This window comes from Hyphomicrobium sp. ghe19 (assembly GCF_902712875.1).
GTDB lineage: Bacteria > Pseudomonadota > Alphaproteobacteria > Rhizobiales > Hyphomicrobiaceae > Hyphomicrobium_B.
In genome coordinates, this window is sequence record NZ_LR743509.1 from 2,679,516 (window position 1) to 2,697,286 (window position 17,771).

The window sequence follows — 17,771 nt, forward strand, 5'->3', positions numbered from 1 at the left end:
CGGAAGGCTCGAGCTTTTGAAGATATCGGCCGCAATCGGAATTATGTTGGCCGGTCTGGCGCGCCGCGCATGCACATTTTTTGGCTGGCTGGAACGCAATGTCGGCGAGAACGCCGAAATCGGAGTAGATCAATTTTTAGATGGAGAGCTTACCATGACCAACAGTAACCTCCCTCATTCCCATGTCCACGGACCCGGTTGCGGTCACGTAGCCGTTCGGCATAACGGTCACACCGACTATCTCCACGATGCCCATCTAGATCATCCCCACGGGGATCACGTGGACGAACACGTGATCGAGGTTACAGAAAAAAATCCCGATCGTTGCACGCCGAACCATCAATGTGGCGGACACGACAAGAGCCACGTCCATGGAAAAGGTTGCGGACACGAAGCTGTTCCGCAGGGCGATCATGTCGACTACTTGGTCAATGGTCATCTCCATCATCCCCACGGGGACCATTGCGACGATCACGGCCCGCTCGAAATCGTCAAGAATTGAGCGCTTTGCAGGTCGTATGCGACCACGCAACGAGGCGTATCATTTCAGTTCGGGAGATTGGCCGTGCGTTTGGCATCGCCGATTTTCAAGGGCATCGTTTTTTTATGCGCGGGCCAAGTCCTATTGGCGGCCGGTCCGCCACCACCGATTCCGGCGTGGTTGAAGAAACACGTGGGTGAAGGCGAAGATCAAATTGCAGGGGCAGTCTTCGAACGGGCGCGCGCGCTCTATTTTCGCAAGTCGGCAGAAGGCGAAATCAGAAATCCCTGCTACTTCGCCATGGACGCCACTCGGCCTCACGCATTGAGTGACGGACGTCTGGGAAAGCGCTTCTATATTATCTGCGAAGCCGCACGATCCTTTCGTGCGATCCCGGCGGGACACGGCGGCGGGCGCGATTTGCAGGGCGTTGTTGATTTTTCAAATGGAAAACTCTGCGCAAAAAATTTCAGCAACGCGATAGACTCGAAATTGACCGCCGGCGGGGACTACATAACTGGTGATACGAAGACTTCCTTCAAGGGTTACTATCGGTCGGCCGCTGGTCAAGACAGGATCCTTGAGCGCACGTTTCTCACATTCCACGGCGAAGGCGAAACGGCCAATGCGAGACTGCGTGAAATCGGCGGACACGCGGCGCTTGCGCTGAAAAAAGTATGTCTTCGAAAGAAGCCACACAGCTCTTATGCAAACGGGGCTGGGTACGTCTCATATGGTGAGCTCATAAACTATGCTGGCGGGCGCAGCGACGGCTGCACAAGTTGGTCGCCCGGGGACGCGCACTCCATCATCGCCTTGGTGAAAAATGCCCCCACCACGCTCTACATCTACCCCGAGGCTGCCGACATAGAAGCCGTTGCAAAGTCGGGATCTGCCAGGCCATCTCGGGATGGCACGTATTGGAACACCTACTGCCTCGACCAAATACAATCGCCGCAATTTTGGCGGCGGGAAGCGCTCGAACCACTCCTTGCGCAATATGAAAAGGATCATCCCTCCGCCCCACCCCAGCATCCTCCAATTTGCAAGGAACCATGAGGTGCATCCTTGTGATGATCGCGTCGTGCACGGAAGTCGTCAGCAATAAGTAGAGAGGATGGAATGTCTTTCGGCGCGCGATGGCCAGTGCCGCTTCCCGCCGAACGGAGCGGCTTGTTGCGCTCGGGCGCTGATGTCCGTGCGCTGCGCGTCGTCGCGGAGGAAATCCGAGCAATATATCGAACTCGTCTTCATCACCTTTGCGCGAAAACAATGCTTCAATAGTAGTGGCAGCAGGGTGACAGCCCTGGCCTGAGAGTATGTTATAATATCCGAACTGCGGCGCTGTGATGAAGCGGTTGGGGTCGTGAGAGTGAGACAGCTGAGACATGACAGTCGGGTTCGCTGGCTAGCGCTCTTCTCGCTTGCGCTTCAATTTGCGTTGTCCTTCGGCCACGTTCACAATCACAGACTGGAACACCATAACTTCGCGGCGGAAGCCGTTACGCAGTGCGAACTGTCCCTCAAGTCCTCGTGCACTCTGCCGGACCGTAATGACGATGACGAAAGTCATTGCTCAATTTGCAAGTCCATGGCCATCGCAGCATCGCTCGCCCTTTTCACACTGCCTGCGTTCGTCGTACCCCCATTCCGTTTCCGTCCCATCGCACCTCAAGCACATACGAAATCACTTTCTTATGCAGTAACCGCACAGTTTCGCGCGCGGGCTCCGCCGGTCCCCTGAGACCGCCCGCTCTGCCGTTGCTACTCGTTCGATCTTGAACCGAGAGAACGTCTTGCGACGAGGCGACTGAGCACACCTCACCTTCGTCGACCTTAGCCAAACGATGAGGCGTCGCCACGCTTTCGCGTGTGCCAACTCGCGGCTTGCGAACCGAGCTTGGAGTGCAACGCGCCTCACTTTTCGATGTGGAGATAAGAGATGCACAAGTGGAACGCTTGCGTTGGACACGAAAGTCCGGGGCGCATCAGTGCCTCAGTTCCGGCATTGGCGTTGCTTTTCGTTTTGACGATCCTCGTCCCTGGCGCTGTCGCGCGGGACGGCCGGAAAGTTGCCTCAAGCGAACGATGGACCTGCCTGGCTTCTGGCTATGGAGGGGTAAAGAACGCTTGGCACATCGTAGGGGGCGGACCCGCCAACAGCGCGGATGAGGCGATGATGAAGGCGGAGCAAGACTGCCGTCATCAGGGTCTCCTCGTCTGCAAGAAAAGTGGTTGCTCTTCCCATTAGTCCTCGCCGTCGCCGGAAGGTGTTCGCGTATCAGAACGGAGTACCCTTTATGGATTCAGTTTCTCTCAATCGGGTGTATCGCCGGCCAATCCCAGGCTGGAGAGCACATGCGTTTTTGTATGCGGTCGGAGCAGCGTTGGGCTTGACAGAGGTTTTGCCAGCGATGGCTCAAGCACCAAACTCTAATCAGCCTGCCCCAATTGTCCCAGATGCATCGGAGCAGCCGACGCAAACTCCCCCGGCAGCGCCAACGCCGCCTGCCGTCCAACAGCTGCCACCTGTCGTGGTGACCGAACCCAGCACTAAGGTTCCCAAGCACGCCAAGAAAGCAGCCCGCAAGGCGACTGCTGGGCCATCAGCATTCGCCACATCCGTACCCGGAACTAAATCGACTGTAACAGCAGCATCCTCATCCGCTGGAACTCCCGGGACAGCATCATCCGCCGCACCTCCATCGGCAGAGGGTCCTACGAGCCCCTTGGCAATCAAGAACGACGCGTTCAACGAGGCGCGGAAGGAGATTTTCACGCAAGTCGGAACGAACTCCTATTCGCTTGGCGAGGATGCAATCCAAGCGCTCCCGCAAGGGACGGAAACGCCGCTCTCCAAGGCTCTTTTGCAGGCTCCAGGCGTGACGCAGGACTCCGCCGCAAGCGGTCAGATCCACGTGCGCAATGAGCACGCGAACCTGCAGTATCGAATCAACGGCATATTGCTTCCGGATGGCGTATCGGGATTTGGCGACGTGCTCGAAACAAGCTTCATCAGTCGACTGTCGCTTGTCACCGGAGCGCTACCGGCGGAATACGGACTGCACACGTCAGGGCTAATCGACATCACAACGCGAGCCGGCGCGCAGGAGCCGGGCGGTACAATCAGTTCCTATGGCGGAAGCCGCGGAACTTTCACGCAGGGCCTCGAATATGGCGGCAGCTCGGGACCCGTCGATTATTTCTTCACCGGGCGCTATCTCACGAATGACGAGGGCATCGAGAACCCGACATCGAGCTGGGATGCGATACACGATCATACGGATCTTGGCCGGGGCTTCGGCTACGTCTCGGCGTTGCTCGACGACTCCACTCGACTGAGCTGGATCTCCGGAGTGTCGGTTCAGAATTTTCAAATTCCGAACACGCCGGGCCTTTCACCGGCGTTCACGACCATCGCCGGCTTACCGAGCTACTTCGACTCGTCATTGCTCAACGAGCATCAGTTCGAACAGAATTACTATGACGTCATCGCGCTGCAGAGGAAAATCGAGAATGGCGACTACCAGATCGCCTACTTTTCACGATATAGCGATCTCCATTTCCATCCCGATGACGTGGGCGATCTCATCTTCAATGGCATCGCCTCCGACGTGCAGCGCCGAAGCTTCCTCAACGGCATTCAAGGCGACGGTTCATATCGGCTCAATGCCTTCAACACGCTTAGAGCAGGCTTCAGCGTAAGTGGCGAACAAACCAAGGCGATCAGTGACTCCTCGGTTGTGGAAGACGACTTGACGAGCCTCAAAGCCGTGTCCGATGAAACATCGAAGCTCGGCTGGCTGATCGGAATTTATGCGCAGGACGAAATCCGACTGACGAACCAACTCACGCTGAATGTCGGCCTGCGCTTCGACCAAATGTACGAATATGTCGACGCCAACCAATGGAGCCCGCGCGTCAGCTTGGAGTATCGTCCGTTCGACGGAACGACATTGCACGCGGGTTATGCCCGCTACTTCACGCCGCCGCCGCAAGTTGCTGCGGGACCGACCAACGTCGCGGCGTTCGATGGAACCGTTCAGCAATCGGAGACTTGCGGGGGTAAGGTCGCTGGCGTGAACGACACGATTTGCGGTCTCGTTCAGCCGGAACGCTCCCACTACTTCGACGCGGGAATAACGCAGAGGATCTTCCCGGGTTTGGATATCGGCGTCGATGCCTATTACAAGATCGCGCGTGATCTGCTTGACGACGGCCAGTTCGGGGCGGCGCTCGTGCTCGATGCCTTCAATTACGAAACAGGGATCAACCGAGGCATCGAATTCAAAGCGAATTATAAATGGGACAATTTCACCGCTTATGGCAACGTCGCGGTCGCTGACCAGAAGGGCAAGAATATTGTATCGAACCAGTACCTGTTCAGTGCGGATGACCTTGATTACATCGCCCATCACTTCATCTACACCGACCACACGCAATTCATCACCGTTTCGGCGGGCGTATCTTATCTTTGGGAAGGAACGCGCTTCAGCGCGGATATGATTTACGGCAGCGGCCTCAGGACAGATCTCGATACTACCGAGGGCACTGTCCCGAATGGCGCCAGCGTTCCGGCATATACTCAGGTCAATCTCGGTGTCTCGCACGAGTTTACGAACTGGTTTGCGAAGCCAACGACTGTTCGCTTCGACGTCGTCAACGTCTTCGACCAAGTTTACCAGATCAGAAATGGCTCTGGTATCGGCGTGTTCGCTCCGCAGTATGGACCTCGCCTAGGTTTCTTTGCGGGCCTCTCGCAGAGGTTTTGAATTTCCGAAATGTTGACGGCAATATATTGCCCGGTCCGATTCCACAGACGAGGGCGGCGCGCGAATAGTCCGTGGGCGCGCCGCATACTCAAAGGTTCGATGATGTACTCCGCGAGATCGAGCGTGGATGGAGCGTAGAACTTGGACCTACACGTTTCACCCAACTCAAAAAGCTACTAGGCAACATCTGGGATAGTCCGTTGATCTGCTAAAGGCGGAGATGGCACATAAGTTTCATTAGTTCTGGCTTGATCATTGGTGTCAGACTTCCGGCAAGTGACCCGTAGCGTCATTTGCCAGATGTCCGCTCTTAGAGGCCTTGCTGACGTGGTGTTTGCTCATCAGAACGCCATAAGATTTTGATGATGGGAGTTCCGCTTTCTCGGCATTGCCGGCATAGCTGTAAGATCCCAGAAGCGGACATTGGCGACATCATCCTCAGCGTCCGCCATCGTCAACGCTGTCCGATTACCGAGTACATTCGGTAGTCAGATGCCGATCTTCTTCGCGATCTGGTTTGCGGGCTCAGATCAGTTCATCTGCTGCAAACGACGGCGGATGTCTTGAATGGTGGCCCTCGACAGCCCACTGTGAGCCAGCGTCCGCATGGTTCGCATCTACTGCTACGCGGCGCACGATCGCCGATGCAGGCAGCGCGCGGAGAGCCAGCCGTCCCGCCAGCTCGCGTGAACTCGTTGGCCAAGTATTCAGATGCAGCGTCATGGGTAATTGCGGGATTGGGGTCGGATCCCAGGTGGCGCGACGGTGAATCAGTTTCCGGTCAACAAACCACCTGATCTCACATTGATCCCATTCGATCGTATATTGATGCAGTGCCTTCGACGCATCAAATCCCAATTCGATAACGATGGGGGTTCCCCGGTAGCCGTAGTCAAACTTAGCGCCTACGGTACCTGGGTTGTAGAACACGTTGACCAGAAGCTGGTCTGGTCGGTTCCCCAAGATTTCAACATCGATCTCCTGTCGGGGTGAGTCACGGTGGAGAAAGAAACCGGTGACGAGGCCTGGGACATTCGCGGCTTGCAGCGTCGCTTCGAAACGCCCGAATAAAAAGTTGGCGCGACTTGAGATCGCCGCAGCGCTGAGATTCCGAACGCCAAGTGGCTCCTCGATGACACCGAGTGAGAGCCCGCCGCTCGGGACTAGTGTCACGTTGTCTGGACGAAAAAGTCCGAGATTTCCGGGGAAGGTATCATTTCGCAGCAACCATCGCTCAGACCAGATTTGAGCAAGATCGTCTTCGAAACACACCCGCAAACCACCTAACAATTTCTGTCTCTCGGCCGATCCCGCGCTAATGCCGGTCCAACCCGTGCGCGGCTTCACTATCCAGGGCGACAGGTCATGCCGAAGCCGCTTTGCAGGGGCGGCCATTTCGCTTGTTGGCGGCACACGATGACGCGTCCGAAGTCCGATGTCATTAACCGACGGGTACCGAGCGTTCGGCGGCGCAATCTTCAAATGCTCACATAGGTCGCGCCAACTGCTTGCACGCTCGTGATTCAGGTGTAGAAAATCGGCCCCTTCTAACGCTGCTAGCATGGCATGGCGCCGGGTGGACTTATCTACGCCACCGGTCATAATGTACTTTGCGCTTGGGTAGCGTTGAGTAAGCACGCGTATCTGCGATTCCAGCGAACCTATGTTGACGTAAGCATTGAAGACGCGATCGTTGCGACCTGCGAGCAGGCTCTCAAATTCACTATCCGGGATACTGTCAAAATCACTGCAACAGCGATAGCCAAGCATCGATAGGGCTATTGCAAGGGATGAGAGCCCTGACCCCGGCGCTCCAAACGCGAAAACTGGAGAGTGGGCCGGGCGGCCCTGAAACAGCGCTGCTTCGCCGCTATCAAGAACACCGATCCAGCCTAGTGCTGGCAGGATCGAGTACGAATTAGTCGAGTGCAGATCTCGGCGTTGGTTAATCACTGAGCGCCGCAATGCCCTGACATCCAGCTCTCGGAACTTGTGATTAATCCATAGGTCGATCGGACCCGGGCACGGAAGAAGGTCCAGCAGCGATTGAGCCCCCTTCTTTGAAAGCACATAGCCGGACAAGTACCAAAGTCCGCATTCCGGCCGGAACACATTCTTAGAAACTATTTCCTTTGGAGCACCGTGGCGTACTTCCCGGTACGAAACGTACAAGATATCGAACCGAGGAATACCCCCATCAGCGTCCTCCATCTCTCGCCAGGCCTGCTCGAATATCGACGCAAAGCCGCGGTCGCACCATACGTCGTCCTCGAGCACCAGACTGTAGGAGGCGCTGGAACGTCGCCAAACCAATCGCAATGGCGATCGTGAAAATATCAACTTCAAGAAATGCGAGCGAAACGCCGACGGCCATTGCATCGAGGCTCGTGCCGACCGCTGTCGCCATCAACACCGCGAACGAACTGCCGGGCTGTCCTTGGTCAGCATTCTTCCAGACAGCGGCAAAAAGCATATGAAGACCAACGCCGGCGAGCAGTCCGAAAGCGATCCAATGATCGACGGCCTCGACAAAGCTACTAGCGGCGACGCCGGCGGCCCAACCGATGACTGGCGTAATTGCCTCGACAACGCCGAAGACAACACCCGTACGCAAAGCTTCTGAGAACCGCGGTCGATTGAGTGCTGCGCCACGGCCAACCGAAACAGCGAACGCGTCTATGGACATGCTCAAGGCGAGCACGGTGATTGCGAAAGGGGACATAAGAAATCAGCCCTACGGACGAGCAGACCGGGTGCTCAATCGCCCGTCCGCACGGAGCGAGTTCCACCACGGTCTTGCCGGGCCGATAATTTCGGCTGACCGCACCACGCGCGCTGCGCGAGCCTGTTGACGCGATCCCGCTCATCGAGCGGTAGCTACTCCCCGATAGGCGGTGCATAGGTGCGCAAACGAATAAAGTCAATTAATATCAGCTACTTAAATGCACTTGCTACTCATTTGCAAGTGACGGTCGCTCATTCCTTAAAGTGGATATTGACGAAGGCGCTTAGCGGATTGCCGACAAACGCCCCGGCGCCGTTTGCAGCAACGAAATACCGTTCGTCGGTGATGTTATCGACGTCGAGAGTCACGCCCCAGGTCTGCGCCTCGTAGCCGAGCATCGCATTGCCGATGACGTAGGAAGGCACAGAGTTTTTGTTCGTGATGTCACTGAATGTCACGTCTCGGTAGTTCAGGCCGGCGCCGACTTGGAAACCTCGCACGCCAGCGATGGAGAATTGGTACGTGGTCCAAAGATTGGCCATGTAGGGCGGAACACCTTGAGGATGATTACCGACTGACGTTATGGCCTGAGGATTCGCGGTGATCACCGCATCCTGAGCCGTCATATTAGCAAGAACGTGCCATTGGTCTGTGATCTTGGCGTCAACGGACGCTTCTACGCCTTTGGTCCGCTGACTGTCGAACACGACACCTTCGACACCATTAATCGTTGTGGCCGTTGCGACGTTGTCTCGAGAAACGGTGAAGGCGGCGGTATTCAGGACGACCATGCCATCGAACATTGAGAACTTGATTCCCGCCTCGTACTGAAACGCCGATTCCGGAGCGCCGATGCCGTTCTGCGTATTCTCGGAATTGAAGTTCGTGAGATGGCTTTCCGAAACACCGAAATACGGCGACACACCCGGGAACAGTTTGTACAGCGTGCCGACATTCCAACTCACCGGAGCGTCGTCCCTTTCTTGTGTCACACCCGCGACGAGGGGCGTCCCTTCGCTCGTGAAGCGGCCCGGCACGGTGATCTGCGGATCAAGCGTCGTGTCCCACCAATCTTTGCGAACACCGGCGCGGATTTTCCACCGATCGGTGACATCGATCTGATCGGTGGCATAGAGGCTGAGATAGGTCGCGGCGAGGTGATCATCATCGCACGAATGCGATGCATCGCACTTGAACGTAAGACCGTTCAGAGATGTTTCCGGAGGTACCGGCGCGAATGCATCGGCGATGTTCGGTAGATCGGCTGTCGACCGGCTCGTAGAAAGGGTTTCATGCTGGACCTCGAATCCAGTCAGCAACGTATGACTGACAGCGCCTGTCGAAAACTTCCAGACCGGCTCAAATTGATAGTCGAGGTCATTGTCGGTGTCGCTTTGCTGGCGAAGCTGCCGCCCGACCACTTGATCAGGTATGCACGCTTTCCCGGTTACAGGGTCTTTCTGCGTAGCGGGGTTCGTGCAAACAAAGGTGCGTGTGCTGTCGCCGTTCCGAACGGCGTCGAGAGTGCGATAAAGATAGGAAAATCGGTTATTCACCGTCAGGAAATCGTTGACGTTCCAGGAGTCCGCGAACGTCGGGCGAAGGAAATCCTGCGTGGCATCGGCAAACGGCGTCGAGTATTTTGCATCGATGGGAACCCCCGTGATTGGCTGCCCCTTGAAATAGATTAGCCCGTAGGAATCGGGCGTCTGATCGAGATGACGGGCATCGAGTGCGAACTCAAACGTATGATCACCAAAATGCCAGATGAAGTCCGGCCTGATCTCGTAGTCTTGACTTTCGAGATCGCGGAACCCGTCCGAATGGGAAACCGTCGCGTCGACCCGATAGTCTAGACCCGGAAGAGTCGAAGGGCCGGTGACAAAGAAGTTGTCGGTGATGGTGCCAAAAGACCCGACCTGCAAGCTGTCGCCATAATGAAACTCTGACGATGGTTTGTAATGAAGGATATTGATCGTGCCGCCCGGCGGGCCGCTTCCGAAGAGCGCGGAACCTGGGCCCTCCTGAATCTCTATGCCCTGCACTCCGTTCAGCGAATGGGAAAGTCCGCCGAGTTGATCGCCGTCCGAGAAACCATCGCTATAGACCTGAGCATTGAGGCCGCGAATGAGAAAGTGATCGAAGTACCCAAGCGAGTCCTGCCCCCCAGCATTGATACCACTAGCGTTGGTGACGGCCTGCTGCAGCGTGGTTGCGCCCTGCTCGTTCAACAACTTTTTGGGAATGATTTGAACACTCGCCGGTAGGTTCCCGAGTGGCGTTCCGGTTTTGCCGAGTGCTGGCACTTGCTCCAAACCGCGAGCGGGGCTCCCGCCGACCGAGTCATTCGCCGTTCCGAGATTATTGGAGGACGGCGGCGAAGCGCCGTCCGAAATTTTGTGTGATCCAGTGGGTACGGCTTCTTTCGGCCGCGCTTTGATGGAGGCTGCCTTCGTCACCGACGTTTTGCCGGATCCCTTTTTGGCTTTCGACTCTTCGCCGTGATTGCCAACGTCGACTGTCACCGCCGGCAATTGCGCGGGCTTCTCTTCTTCTGCCAGCGCGGCCGTGCTCACGGCAAATACGGATGAAGTCGAAGAAAAAACGACAAGCATACCCACAGCCCGGCGCGAAAGCGCCGTACGCGTACGCAACATTGATCCCCCCAGACTTTACTGGAACCGGCTTATGACGTGCCGGTCTCGCCAACGCATAAATCAATACTTTAGAAGTATACAACATGCGAGTTGGCCAAACGGCCTAGCCTTCGCTGATGCCGAGGTAGCAGCGCGGTCGAATCATCTGTACACGTCCGGTGCGGTGTTGGTTGATGATTGGTGATGTGTTCTCATCAGCGGGCGTTGGTGCGCGCATCGGGTGTCCGCAGGCGAGCGCATGCCGGTGCTGGCGGAGTTTCGATCCAGCCGGTATGCGGATTGTCCATTCGGGATTTGAAAAGAACGACTTGTCGGCCGCTTAGATTCGAACAAGTCATTGCTGAGCGTGAGGTGCCCATGAATTACTATTCGCATTCCGGGGACTACTATTCACCGCGACCAAACAGGACGGGTGCGATCTTCAGCGCGCTTGCCGTACTTGTCTTCATCTCACTGTTCGTTTTTGGGATCGTCTCGACCTACACCCTTGGCTGACGCTGATCTCAACGCAAGCCGGGCTTGAGGCTTAGATCTCTCGCGCGTTGTCCGCGTCATGGGGGCTTAGCGGGACTTCCGATGCAGACCCTTCCCTCAATAGAAGCCGGATGTGGCCTCAGGACTTTGCGCGGAGCAACTTCGACGCCGAAGCTTTCAGCACCGGTCCGCTGACTTCAGATCGACGTTGAAGCATCTTCACGCCGGTCTTCTATGTGCTGGTCCGAACGCTAGCACCCGCCAATCCGCACAAGGAGGATGTCGGTACGTCACCACCTACCGTCGCTCCGACTGCCTAGGAGCCCGCGACACCTGACGGCAAGCACACCCGGCGTGAATCATCCTCAACGTAGTTGGCGTGCTGCGGATGTCGTTTCTAGCAAAAGGAAAGCCTGAACGAGCGCTTCAGAAAGCGGACATCGTGATAAACGCGAAAGGCCGTTTTAGTCGCGGAGGCGATATGTCTGCCAACCAGCGCATGGTGGCAAATGCGGCACGCTTTCCGGTTTCTTGCGGGTTAGCCCGGCTTGCGGCAGGCCAGTTCTGTTGTGGAGGGCCACACGCTCAACTAGCTTCCAGGCGGGATAAATCCTTTTTGGAGGGGCAAATGCGTTCTTTAAAACTAGGTTTGGCCGCTGCGGCGGCCTTCTGCGCGCTGTCGGCAACGGCTCAGGCTGATTGCGTCAAGGTCGGAGCGGTCGGCGAAGCTGTGACCCATGATATCGCCGAGCTCTTCTCGACGCACGGCCTTGCAAACATCATCTATGGGCAGGGCCGCGTGGGCAAGGGTCCCGTCCACACGAAGTGCGAAGACGGCTCAGGAACGACGACGTGTCACTCCACGCAGACGGCGTGCAAAGTGACGACACCCAAAACCTGCTTAGGCGCCTGGCTTTGCTTCCCCGCGTGACACCGCTACTCGGCGCAAATGAAGAATAGCGCGACTTTGGAAGAGGGCTTCGATTCTACTGGGTCGAAAAAGGATTGCAGGCCCGCGAGGAAGTTCATCGCGTAGGCTCCAATGTTTTCGACCCAGAGCATCAACGACGGGCGCTTTCGCGCCTTGATGTCCGCCCTGTATTCGAGCGGCCGTAGCCGGTGTCAGAAGGATATGCGGGCAAAAAGTTTTCGTTTGAGCCTCTACGGAGCGCATTGAACGCCGGCCCGGAAACTGGCAATCTCGGTATGAGCGACGGGGCGAAGACATCCCTCACTGCACTGCCGAAAATCATATTTCCAAAGTCTGGACTTGCTTACTCCGCCCTGTGAACTCCAAGCATTCACCTGCGCGAATGGCACGAAAAATTCAGACCAATTTTTTTGGGAGATGATTTCATGGCTGATTCTGCTCTGGGCATTTTGCAACGCGAGGGTGAGCAACGTGGAGCCTCGGGGCATGTTCCCGACACCCAAGAGTTTGACGAGCATGTGCGCTTCTATCAATCTGCGCTCCGGATCGCGAGAACGTTCCTAGCGTTCATGGCGGTACTCCTGCTGGGAATGTATTTCTTTCTCGTCAGATAAACTTCGATAGCTGAATTGAATTCGCCCGTCGCTTTCCGTTCCACCTGGTTAGAGGGATGGGTGCACGTGCTTGCCTTTCAGATCAAGAGGACGAAGCAACGAGACGTCGCAAGAAGGAAGAGTGCGGGCGCTCACGCCGGCCGAGCGTCAGGATGACATGTGATCTAGTTGCGTTAGGTCAGTTTCTGGCCCCGAGCCTCGGACAGCAGCTATCGGATCAACGCGATCTTGAGCCAAGCGGCCCGGCGCCCCATGTCACGCGATCCCAATTGACATCGTTATCGCGGGACATCTGCAAACGGGTCTTCTCTCGAAACTCCGCTTATCGATGCTAAGCGGATACTCTGGGATCGGCGTCAACGGTCGCCAAAGGTGACGAGACATGACAGATGCGTGGCCCGACATTCCTTATGCACCATGGAAAGATTCCTGCGCCACTTTGCATTTATGGACCCAGATTGTGGGCAAGTATCGCCTCGCGCGCACTCCATGGGTCAACCATTCCTGGCACGCGACGTTCTATGTCACGTCCTGCGGCCTGACGACATCCTTGATCCCTGTGGGCAATCGGGGTGTGCAGTTCGACTTCGACTTCATAGATCATAGCCTGATCGGCACAGCCACCGACGGCTCGAGAGGAGCTTTCGTACTGCAGCCGATGAGCGTGGCTGATTTCTACACGCGCTTCGGCGAATTGACGGATGGGCTCGGAGTCACGACCAAAATCAACGGCAGACCAAACGAAGTCCCTGACGCGGTTCCATTCGAGATAGACACTGCACAAAGGTCCTACGACGCGGATGCGGTGCACCGATTTTGGCGCGCGCTCGTCCAGGTTGATCGCGTGCTGAAGTGTTTTCGTACGGGCTTCCTGGGCAAGGTCAGCCCGGTCCATTTATTTTGGGGCAGTTTCGATCTGGCAGTAACGCGATTTTCGGGACGCCGCGCGCCGCTCCATCCGGGTGGCGTTCCTGGGCTGCCTGATGCCGTAACGCGGGAAGCCTATTCGCACGAAGTCAGCTCTGCCGGATTTTGGCCAGGGGGCGGTCCGGTCGACTACCCCGCATTCTATTCCTATGCCTATCCAGCACCGAACGGCTTTTCATCTTACCGGGTCGCGCCCGATCAAGCCTTCTTTGATGCGAAGGCGGGTGAGTTCATCCTGCCGTACAGTGTGGTGAAAAGTGCGTCCGATCCCGATCAATTGCTTCTAGGCTTCCTCGAAACAACATACGAGGCAGCCGCCCGGCTAGCCAATTGGGATCGAGAATCCTTGGAATGTCCGCGCGGCCAAATCGATGTTCCTCGACCTCTCTGACGTTTCGCGGCCCTTCCTTCGCGTGTTCAAACCATGAGTAGACTTGTTCACGTCGGGATATCGTTTCCCAAGTCTACGAGGCCGGGCGGTGCTTCTTTTTATGAAAGGGCTTCGAACCCGGCTTTTTTGCGCCCTTTGATTTTGACGAACCGGGGTGAGCTTCAGGGCCCTTGGGATGAGCTTTCGATGCGTCACGTTTTCGATGCGGATGCGCTCCGGCCTTCTCCTTGTTTCGATCTCGCCATGGAGCCTTCGCGCGGTGATCCGTTTGAGGACCGGACGAGTTTGCGGCGTTGGCCCCGTCGTCTTTCCGCGGTCCGGCAGCAGGGGCCGGATTGTCCCGCAAACCAGCGCCGTCATCCATGGAGGCGCCAATGCGCGAGATCCGCCCCTCGTTGGGCTTCATTGAACTCGCGGCATCCGCGAACTTGTCTGCAAATTCGGCGGCGACCTGAAAGCGCGTGTCACGGTCGAAGATCTTGATGGAACCGATCTCGGCCTTCGTCACATTGCCGGCGCGGCAGAGAAGCGGCAGCAGCCAGCGAGGTTCGGCTTTGCGCTCGCGGCCGATATCGACCCGGAACCACACCATCTCACGGCCCTGATCGCGAACGGGGCGCGTGGAGCGGCTGTCTCCTAGGCGCGTGCTCGAGCGCTCGTCTCGATTATGCGGCGCATGACTGCGTTCTTGCCGATGCTCGCCCCGCTCCCGGGGTGCTCGCGCGCGGTCATCGCGGCGCGGCGGCCCAGCATCCTCAGCAAGATCTTCCGGCGCGGGAAGCTGAGCACGGTGGATGCGAACCAGGGCGAGAGCAATCTCTTCTGCCGTGCGGTTGGCCTGAAGGGATTGCGCAAGCTTCTGATCCTCGTCCGTCGCGGGATCGGTGAAGATAGAACTGGCCAGGAAGCGCTCCTGATCGCGCGCGCGGATCTCCTCAACAGTCGGCGCCGGACCCCACGTGACCTTGAGCTTGGCGCCCGCCAGCAGAGCTTCGGCCTTTCGCCGGCGGTTGAAGGGAACGATCAACGTGCACAGGCCCTTGTTGCCGGCCCGGCCCGTGCGACCCGAGCGGTGAAGAAGCGTCTCGGCATCGTTGGGCAGATCGGCGTGAATGACGAGCGCGAGAGCCGGCAAGTCGAGCCCACGCGCCGCCACGTCCGTCGCGACGAGGACGCGGGCGCGGCCATCGCGCAGTGCTTGCAGCGCATGCGTGCGTTCGTTCTGCGTCAACTCTCCCGAAAGGGCCACGGCAGAAAAGCCGCGCTCTACGAGGCGGGCGTGCGTCCGCTTTACAGCTTCGCGCGTCGAACAGAACACCAGAGCGGCGCCGGCTTCATGAAACCGCAGCACGTTGACGACGGCATTTTCGACGTCGCCCGGCACAACGCGAATGGCGCGATATTCGATATCGGAGTGTTGCTCGTTGCGCTTTGCCGTCTCGATGCGAACGGCGTCGCGCTGGTAGCGCCGTGCCAGCGCTTCAATCTCTCGCGGCATGGTGGCCGAGAACAGGAGCGTCTGGCGGCTTTCCGGAGTCGCATCGAGAATGAATTCCAGGTCCTCACGGAATCCGAGATCGAGCATCTCATCGGCCTCGTCGAGCACAACGGCTGCGAGTTTCGTCAGGTCAAGCCGCCGCCGTTCTAAATGGTCGCGCAGGCGTCCGGGCGTGCCGACCACGATATGGACGCCGAAGCCGAGTTGGCGGGCTTCAGCGCGCGCGTCCATGCCGCCGACGCAGGCCACGATACGCGCCCCGGTGTCCGCATAGAGCCAGTCGAGTTCGCGCTGCACCTGCATGGCAAGCTCACGCGTAGGGGCGATGATCAGGGCCAAGGGCTCGGCAGCTTGGGGCAAACGTTCCGCTTCTCCGAGCAACGTCGGGGCGACAGCAAGTCCGAAGGCGACCGTTTTCCCGGAGCCGGTCTGTGCCGAGACCAGCAAATCGCGCCCCACCGTGTTGGCCTCGAGAACGGCGAGTTGTACGGCGGTCGGCGCCGAGTAGCCGCGCGTGACAATTGCGCGGCCGAGCGCGGGATGAACCGACGGGAAGGTCATGATCAGGAAGACTTTTCGAATGGAGGAAGCCTGCCGGGCTCTATCCGAGTGGCAGGCGCACGTTGCCAAGAATGTCGCAACTTCGCACGCCTAGACGGTATTCGGCGTTAACGCTAGCGGGCACGTTGGCGCGCTTCGAATGTTAGTTAGTCTGCCACAAACTTCGGGCCGTCTTTCGGCCGGCGTGGCCCATTATTGGACATTCGAGTGTTCGGCTTGAATTCTCTTATGTCGATTTGCGGTGGCGCTAATGACGAAGCCTTCGACGGATCTCCAATGACCGGACGCTAGCACCAGTTCCAGCCGATTTCTCCGCCGGTCAACATATCCAGCATTACTGCAAGCTGACCCTCTTCCTTTCACATGGTCAACTGCGACGAGCCGCTCGGAAGCCATTTCCCGGCGATCGACTAGCGCCGCCGACACTGTTCAACGATGGTGATTTTTGCCGTAGACGTCGCTCTCTGTTTCGCTGTTCGCCCCGCGATCTCGAGCCACTTCCAAATTGATTTGCGCGTGCTTCCGATGGCGCGGATGACATCGGCTTTGTGCATGAAATTCAGGCGTTCTTTGCACAAGCAATGAGCTTGACGCGACCCATCAATTGCCAAAAGCTGGAGCATTCATTCGAGCGTTTGCTCTCGTCACTTTGCGTGGAAGACGCTAACGCACAGGATAAGCTGTCCTACATGGCCGACGGACTACGCGTATCAAAGAACGGTCAGCTCTTCGCCCGCAATCTCGATTGGAACCTGGTCAAATTGTTCCTCGGCATCGTGCGGTCCGGCGGTATCAGCACGGCAGCACGCGCACTCAACAAGCAGCAACCGACCATAAGTGCTGGCCTCAAACGCCTCGAAGATCACGTCGGGGCCAAGCTTTTTGTCAGAACGGCAAGAGGTGTCGCGTTGACGCCCGCGGCGCGCTCCTTCCTCAAGTCCGCCGAGGAAATCGAGGTTTTGATATCGGGCCTCCCCGGCGAAGTGGCGAGGACTTCGGCAAACTTGCAGGGGCTCGTAACCGTGCGTGTAATTTCAGATCTCGTCGCGCCCGAATTCGACCAGGCGATGGTCGCCTTCCATCAAATCAATCCTGACGTTGAGATTCGTCTCGATATTGCGCCGTGGCGCGATGTGGTGCTGTCGGTCAAGGACGGCAGCGCGGATATCGGGATTGCTTGCGACGCTGTCGCTAGTCCCGAGCTTTGTTATCGCCCGCTCATGCGCGAATGGCAGCAGCTTTACTGTGGCCGGGGACATCCGGCATTCGGCAAAGGGATATCGGAACCCGAAATTGCGGCCGATGAAACTTTTGTTTTAACGGGAAAGGATGAGCCCGCGGAGCTTACCGGCTTTCGCAGACGGTATGGGCTCGGTGAACGCGCAGGCGCGTCTGCGGAGACGCTGTACGAGGTGAAGCGTCTTATTCAAATCGGCATCGGGATCGGCTTTCTACCGACGGCGGTTGCGGCTGAGGCTGTCGAAGCTGGTGAACTTTGGCCGATGCTCGATCCAGCTATTTTGCCGACATATCATGTTTTCCTGATCACGCGCGACGCAAAGCTCAGTGCGCCGGCGCGCGCACTTCTCGACATGACAGACTCGAATTTGAAGCCCGAGGGTCCGGGATATAGCGCGGGGCACATCGAGCCATAGATTTTTTCTATGGCTCGCATCGATATGCAGCGGCTTCTGACGATCCCGTACCGATGTCATGCTGCCTTCTCTTTCGTGAGGCGCT

The 17,771-nt window shown here is 57.5% G+C and carries 11 protein-coding genes; 7 read left to right on the forward strand and 4 right to left on the reverse strand.

Annotation, left to right across the window (positions count from 1 at the left end; translation table 11 throughout):
• Positions 1-16 precede the first annotated feature (16 nt).
• From AACL53_RS13040 to AACL53_RS13050, 3 genes are all read left to right on the forward strand, one after another.
• Positions 17-502: a hypothetical protein gene (locus AACL53_RS13040; RefSeq protein WP_339084951.1), complete on the forward strand. Its 486-nt coding sequence runs from the start codon at positions 17-19 to the stop codon at positions 500-502.
• Between the two features lie 93 nt (positions 503-595).
• Positions 596-1,540, forward strand: coding sequence for a hypothetical protein (locus AACL53_RS13045; RefSeq protein ID WP_339086937.1), 945 nt, complete (start codon positions 596-598; stop codon positions 1,538-1,540).
• A 1,670-nt stretch (positions 1,541-3,210) separates the two neighbouring features.
• Positions 3,211-5,253, forward strand: a complete 2,043-nt coding sequence (locus tag AACL53_RS13050; RefSeq protein WP_339084952.1) for a TonB-dependent receptor domain-containing protein — start codon at positions 3,211-3,213, stop codon at positions 5,251-5,253.
• Positions 5,254-5,778: 525 nt separating this feature from the next.
• Here AACL53_RS13050 and AACL53_RS13055 read toward each other — a convergent pair.
• The 3 genes from AACL53_RS13055 to AACL53_RS13065 all read right to left on the reverse strand — a co-directional run bounded on the left by AACL53_RS13055 (position 5,779) and on the right by AACL53_RS13065 (position 10,635).
• Positions 5,779-7,464: a family 16 glycosylhydrolase gene (locus tag AACL53_RS13055; protein WP_339084953.1), complete on the reverse strand. Its 1,686-nt coding sequence runs from the start codon at positions 7,462-7,464 to the stop codon at positions 5,779-5,781.
• Complete coding sequence (locus tag AACL53_RS13060) at positions 7,451-7,975, reverse strand: manganese efflux pump MntP family protein (protein WP_339084954.1); 525 nt, start codon at positions 7,973-7,975, stop codon at positions 7,451-7,453. The genes AACL53_RS13055 and AACL53_RS13060 overlap by 14 nt, the downstream gene beginning before the upstream one ends.
• Positions 7,976-8,229: 254 nt before the next feature.
• Positions 8,230-10,635: a TonB-dependent siderophore receptor gene (locus AACL53_RS13065; protein WP_339084955.1), complete on the reverse strand. Its 2,406-nt coding sequence runs from the start codon at positions 10,633-10,635 to the stop codon at positions 8,230-8,232.
• A gap of 1,102 nt (positions 10,636-11,737) precedes the next feature.
• Here AACL53_RS13065 and AACL53_RS13070 point away from each other — a divergent pair.
• From AACL53_RS13070 to AACL53_RS13080, 3 genes are all read left to right on the forward strand, one after another.
• Positions 11,738-12,040 carry a hypothetical protein gene (locus tag AACL53_RS13070; RefSeq protein ID WP_339084956.1) on the forward strand — a complete coding sequence of 101 codons (303 nt, stop codon included), beginning with the start codon at positions 11,738-11,740 and terminating at the stop codon, positions 12,038-12,040.
• A 425-nt stretch (positions 12,041-12,465) separates the two neighbouring features.
• Entirely contained in the window at positions 12,466-12,654 is a 189-nt protein-coding gene (locus tag AACL53_RS13075) for a hypothetical protein (RefSeq protein ID WP_339084957.1), read from the forward strand.
• Between the two features lie 382 nt (positions 12,655-13,036).
• Positions 13,037-13,972, forward strand: a complete 936-nt coding sequence (locus AACL53_RS13080; protein ID WP_339084958.1) for a DUF5996 family protein — start codon at positions 13,037-13,039, stop codon at positions 13,970-13,972.
• Positions 13,973-14,045: 73 nt separating this feature from the next.
• Here the strand turns inward: AACL53_RS13080 and AACL53_RS13085 are convergent, their stop codons facing one another.
• Complete coding sequence (locus AACL53_RS13085; RefSeq protein WP_339084959.1) at positions 14,046-16,031, reverse strand: DEAD/DEAH box helicase; 1,986 nt, start codon at positions 16,029-16,031, stop codon at positions 14,046-14,048.
• Between the two features lie 689 nt (positions 16,032-16,720).
• On the opposite strand from AACL53_RS13085, the gene AACL53_RS13090 reads away from it, so the two are divergent.
• Positions 16,721-17,686: a LysR family transcriptional regulator gene (locus AACL53_RS13090; RefSeq protein WP_339084961.1), complete on the forward strand. Its 966-nt coding sequence runs from the start codon at positions 16,721-16,723 to the stop codon at positions 17,684-17,686.
• The last annotated feature ends 85 nt before the right edge of the window (positions 17,687-17,771 follow it).

Coding starts and splice junctions, on each gene's coding strand:
- AACL53_RS13055 (WP_339084953.1), bottom strand. CDS start 7,464: ATGGAGGACGCTGATGGGGGTATTCCTCGGTTCGATATCTTGTACGTT.
- AACL53_RS13090 (WP_339084961.1), top strand. CDS start 16,721: ATGGCCGACGGACTACGCGTATCAAAGAACGGTCAGCTCTTCGCCCGC.
- AACL53_RS13080 (WP_339084958.1), top strand. CDS start 13,037: ATGACAGATGCGTGGCCCGACATTCCTTATGCACCATGGAAAGATTCC.
- AACL53_RS13070 (WP_339084956.1), top strand. CDS start 11,738: ATGCGTTCTTTAAAACTAGGTTTGGCCGCTGCGGCGGCCTTCTGCGCG.
- AACL53_RS13085 (WP_339084959.1), bottom strand. CDS start 16,031: ATGACCTTCCCGTCGGTTCATCCCGCGCTCGGCCGCGCAATTGTCACG.
- AACL53_RS13075 (WP_339084957.1), top strand. CDS start 12,466: ATGGCTGATTCTGCTCTGGGCATTTTGCAACGCGAGGGTGAGCAACGT.
- AACL53_RS13065 (WP_339084955.1), bottom strand. CDS start 10,635: ATGTTGCGTACGCGTACGGCGCTTTCGCGCCGGGCTGTGGGTATGCTT.
- AACL53_RS13060 (WP_339084954.1), bottom strand. CDS start 7,975: ATGTCCCCTTTCGCAATCACCGTGCTCGCCTTGAGCATGTCCATAGAC.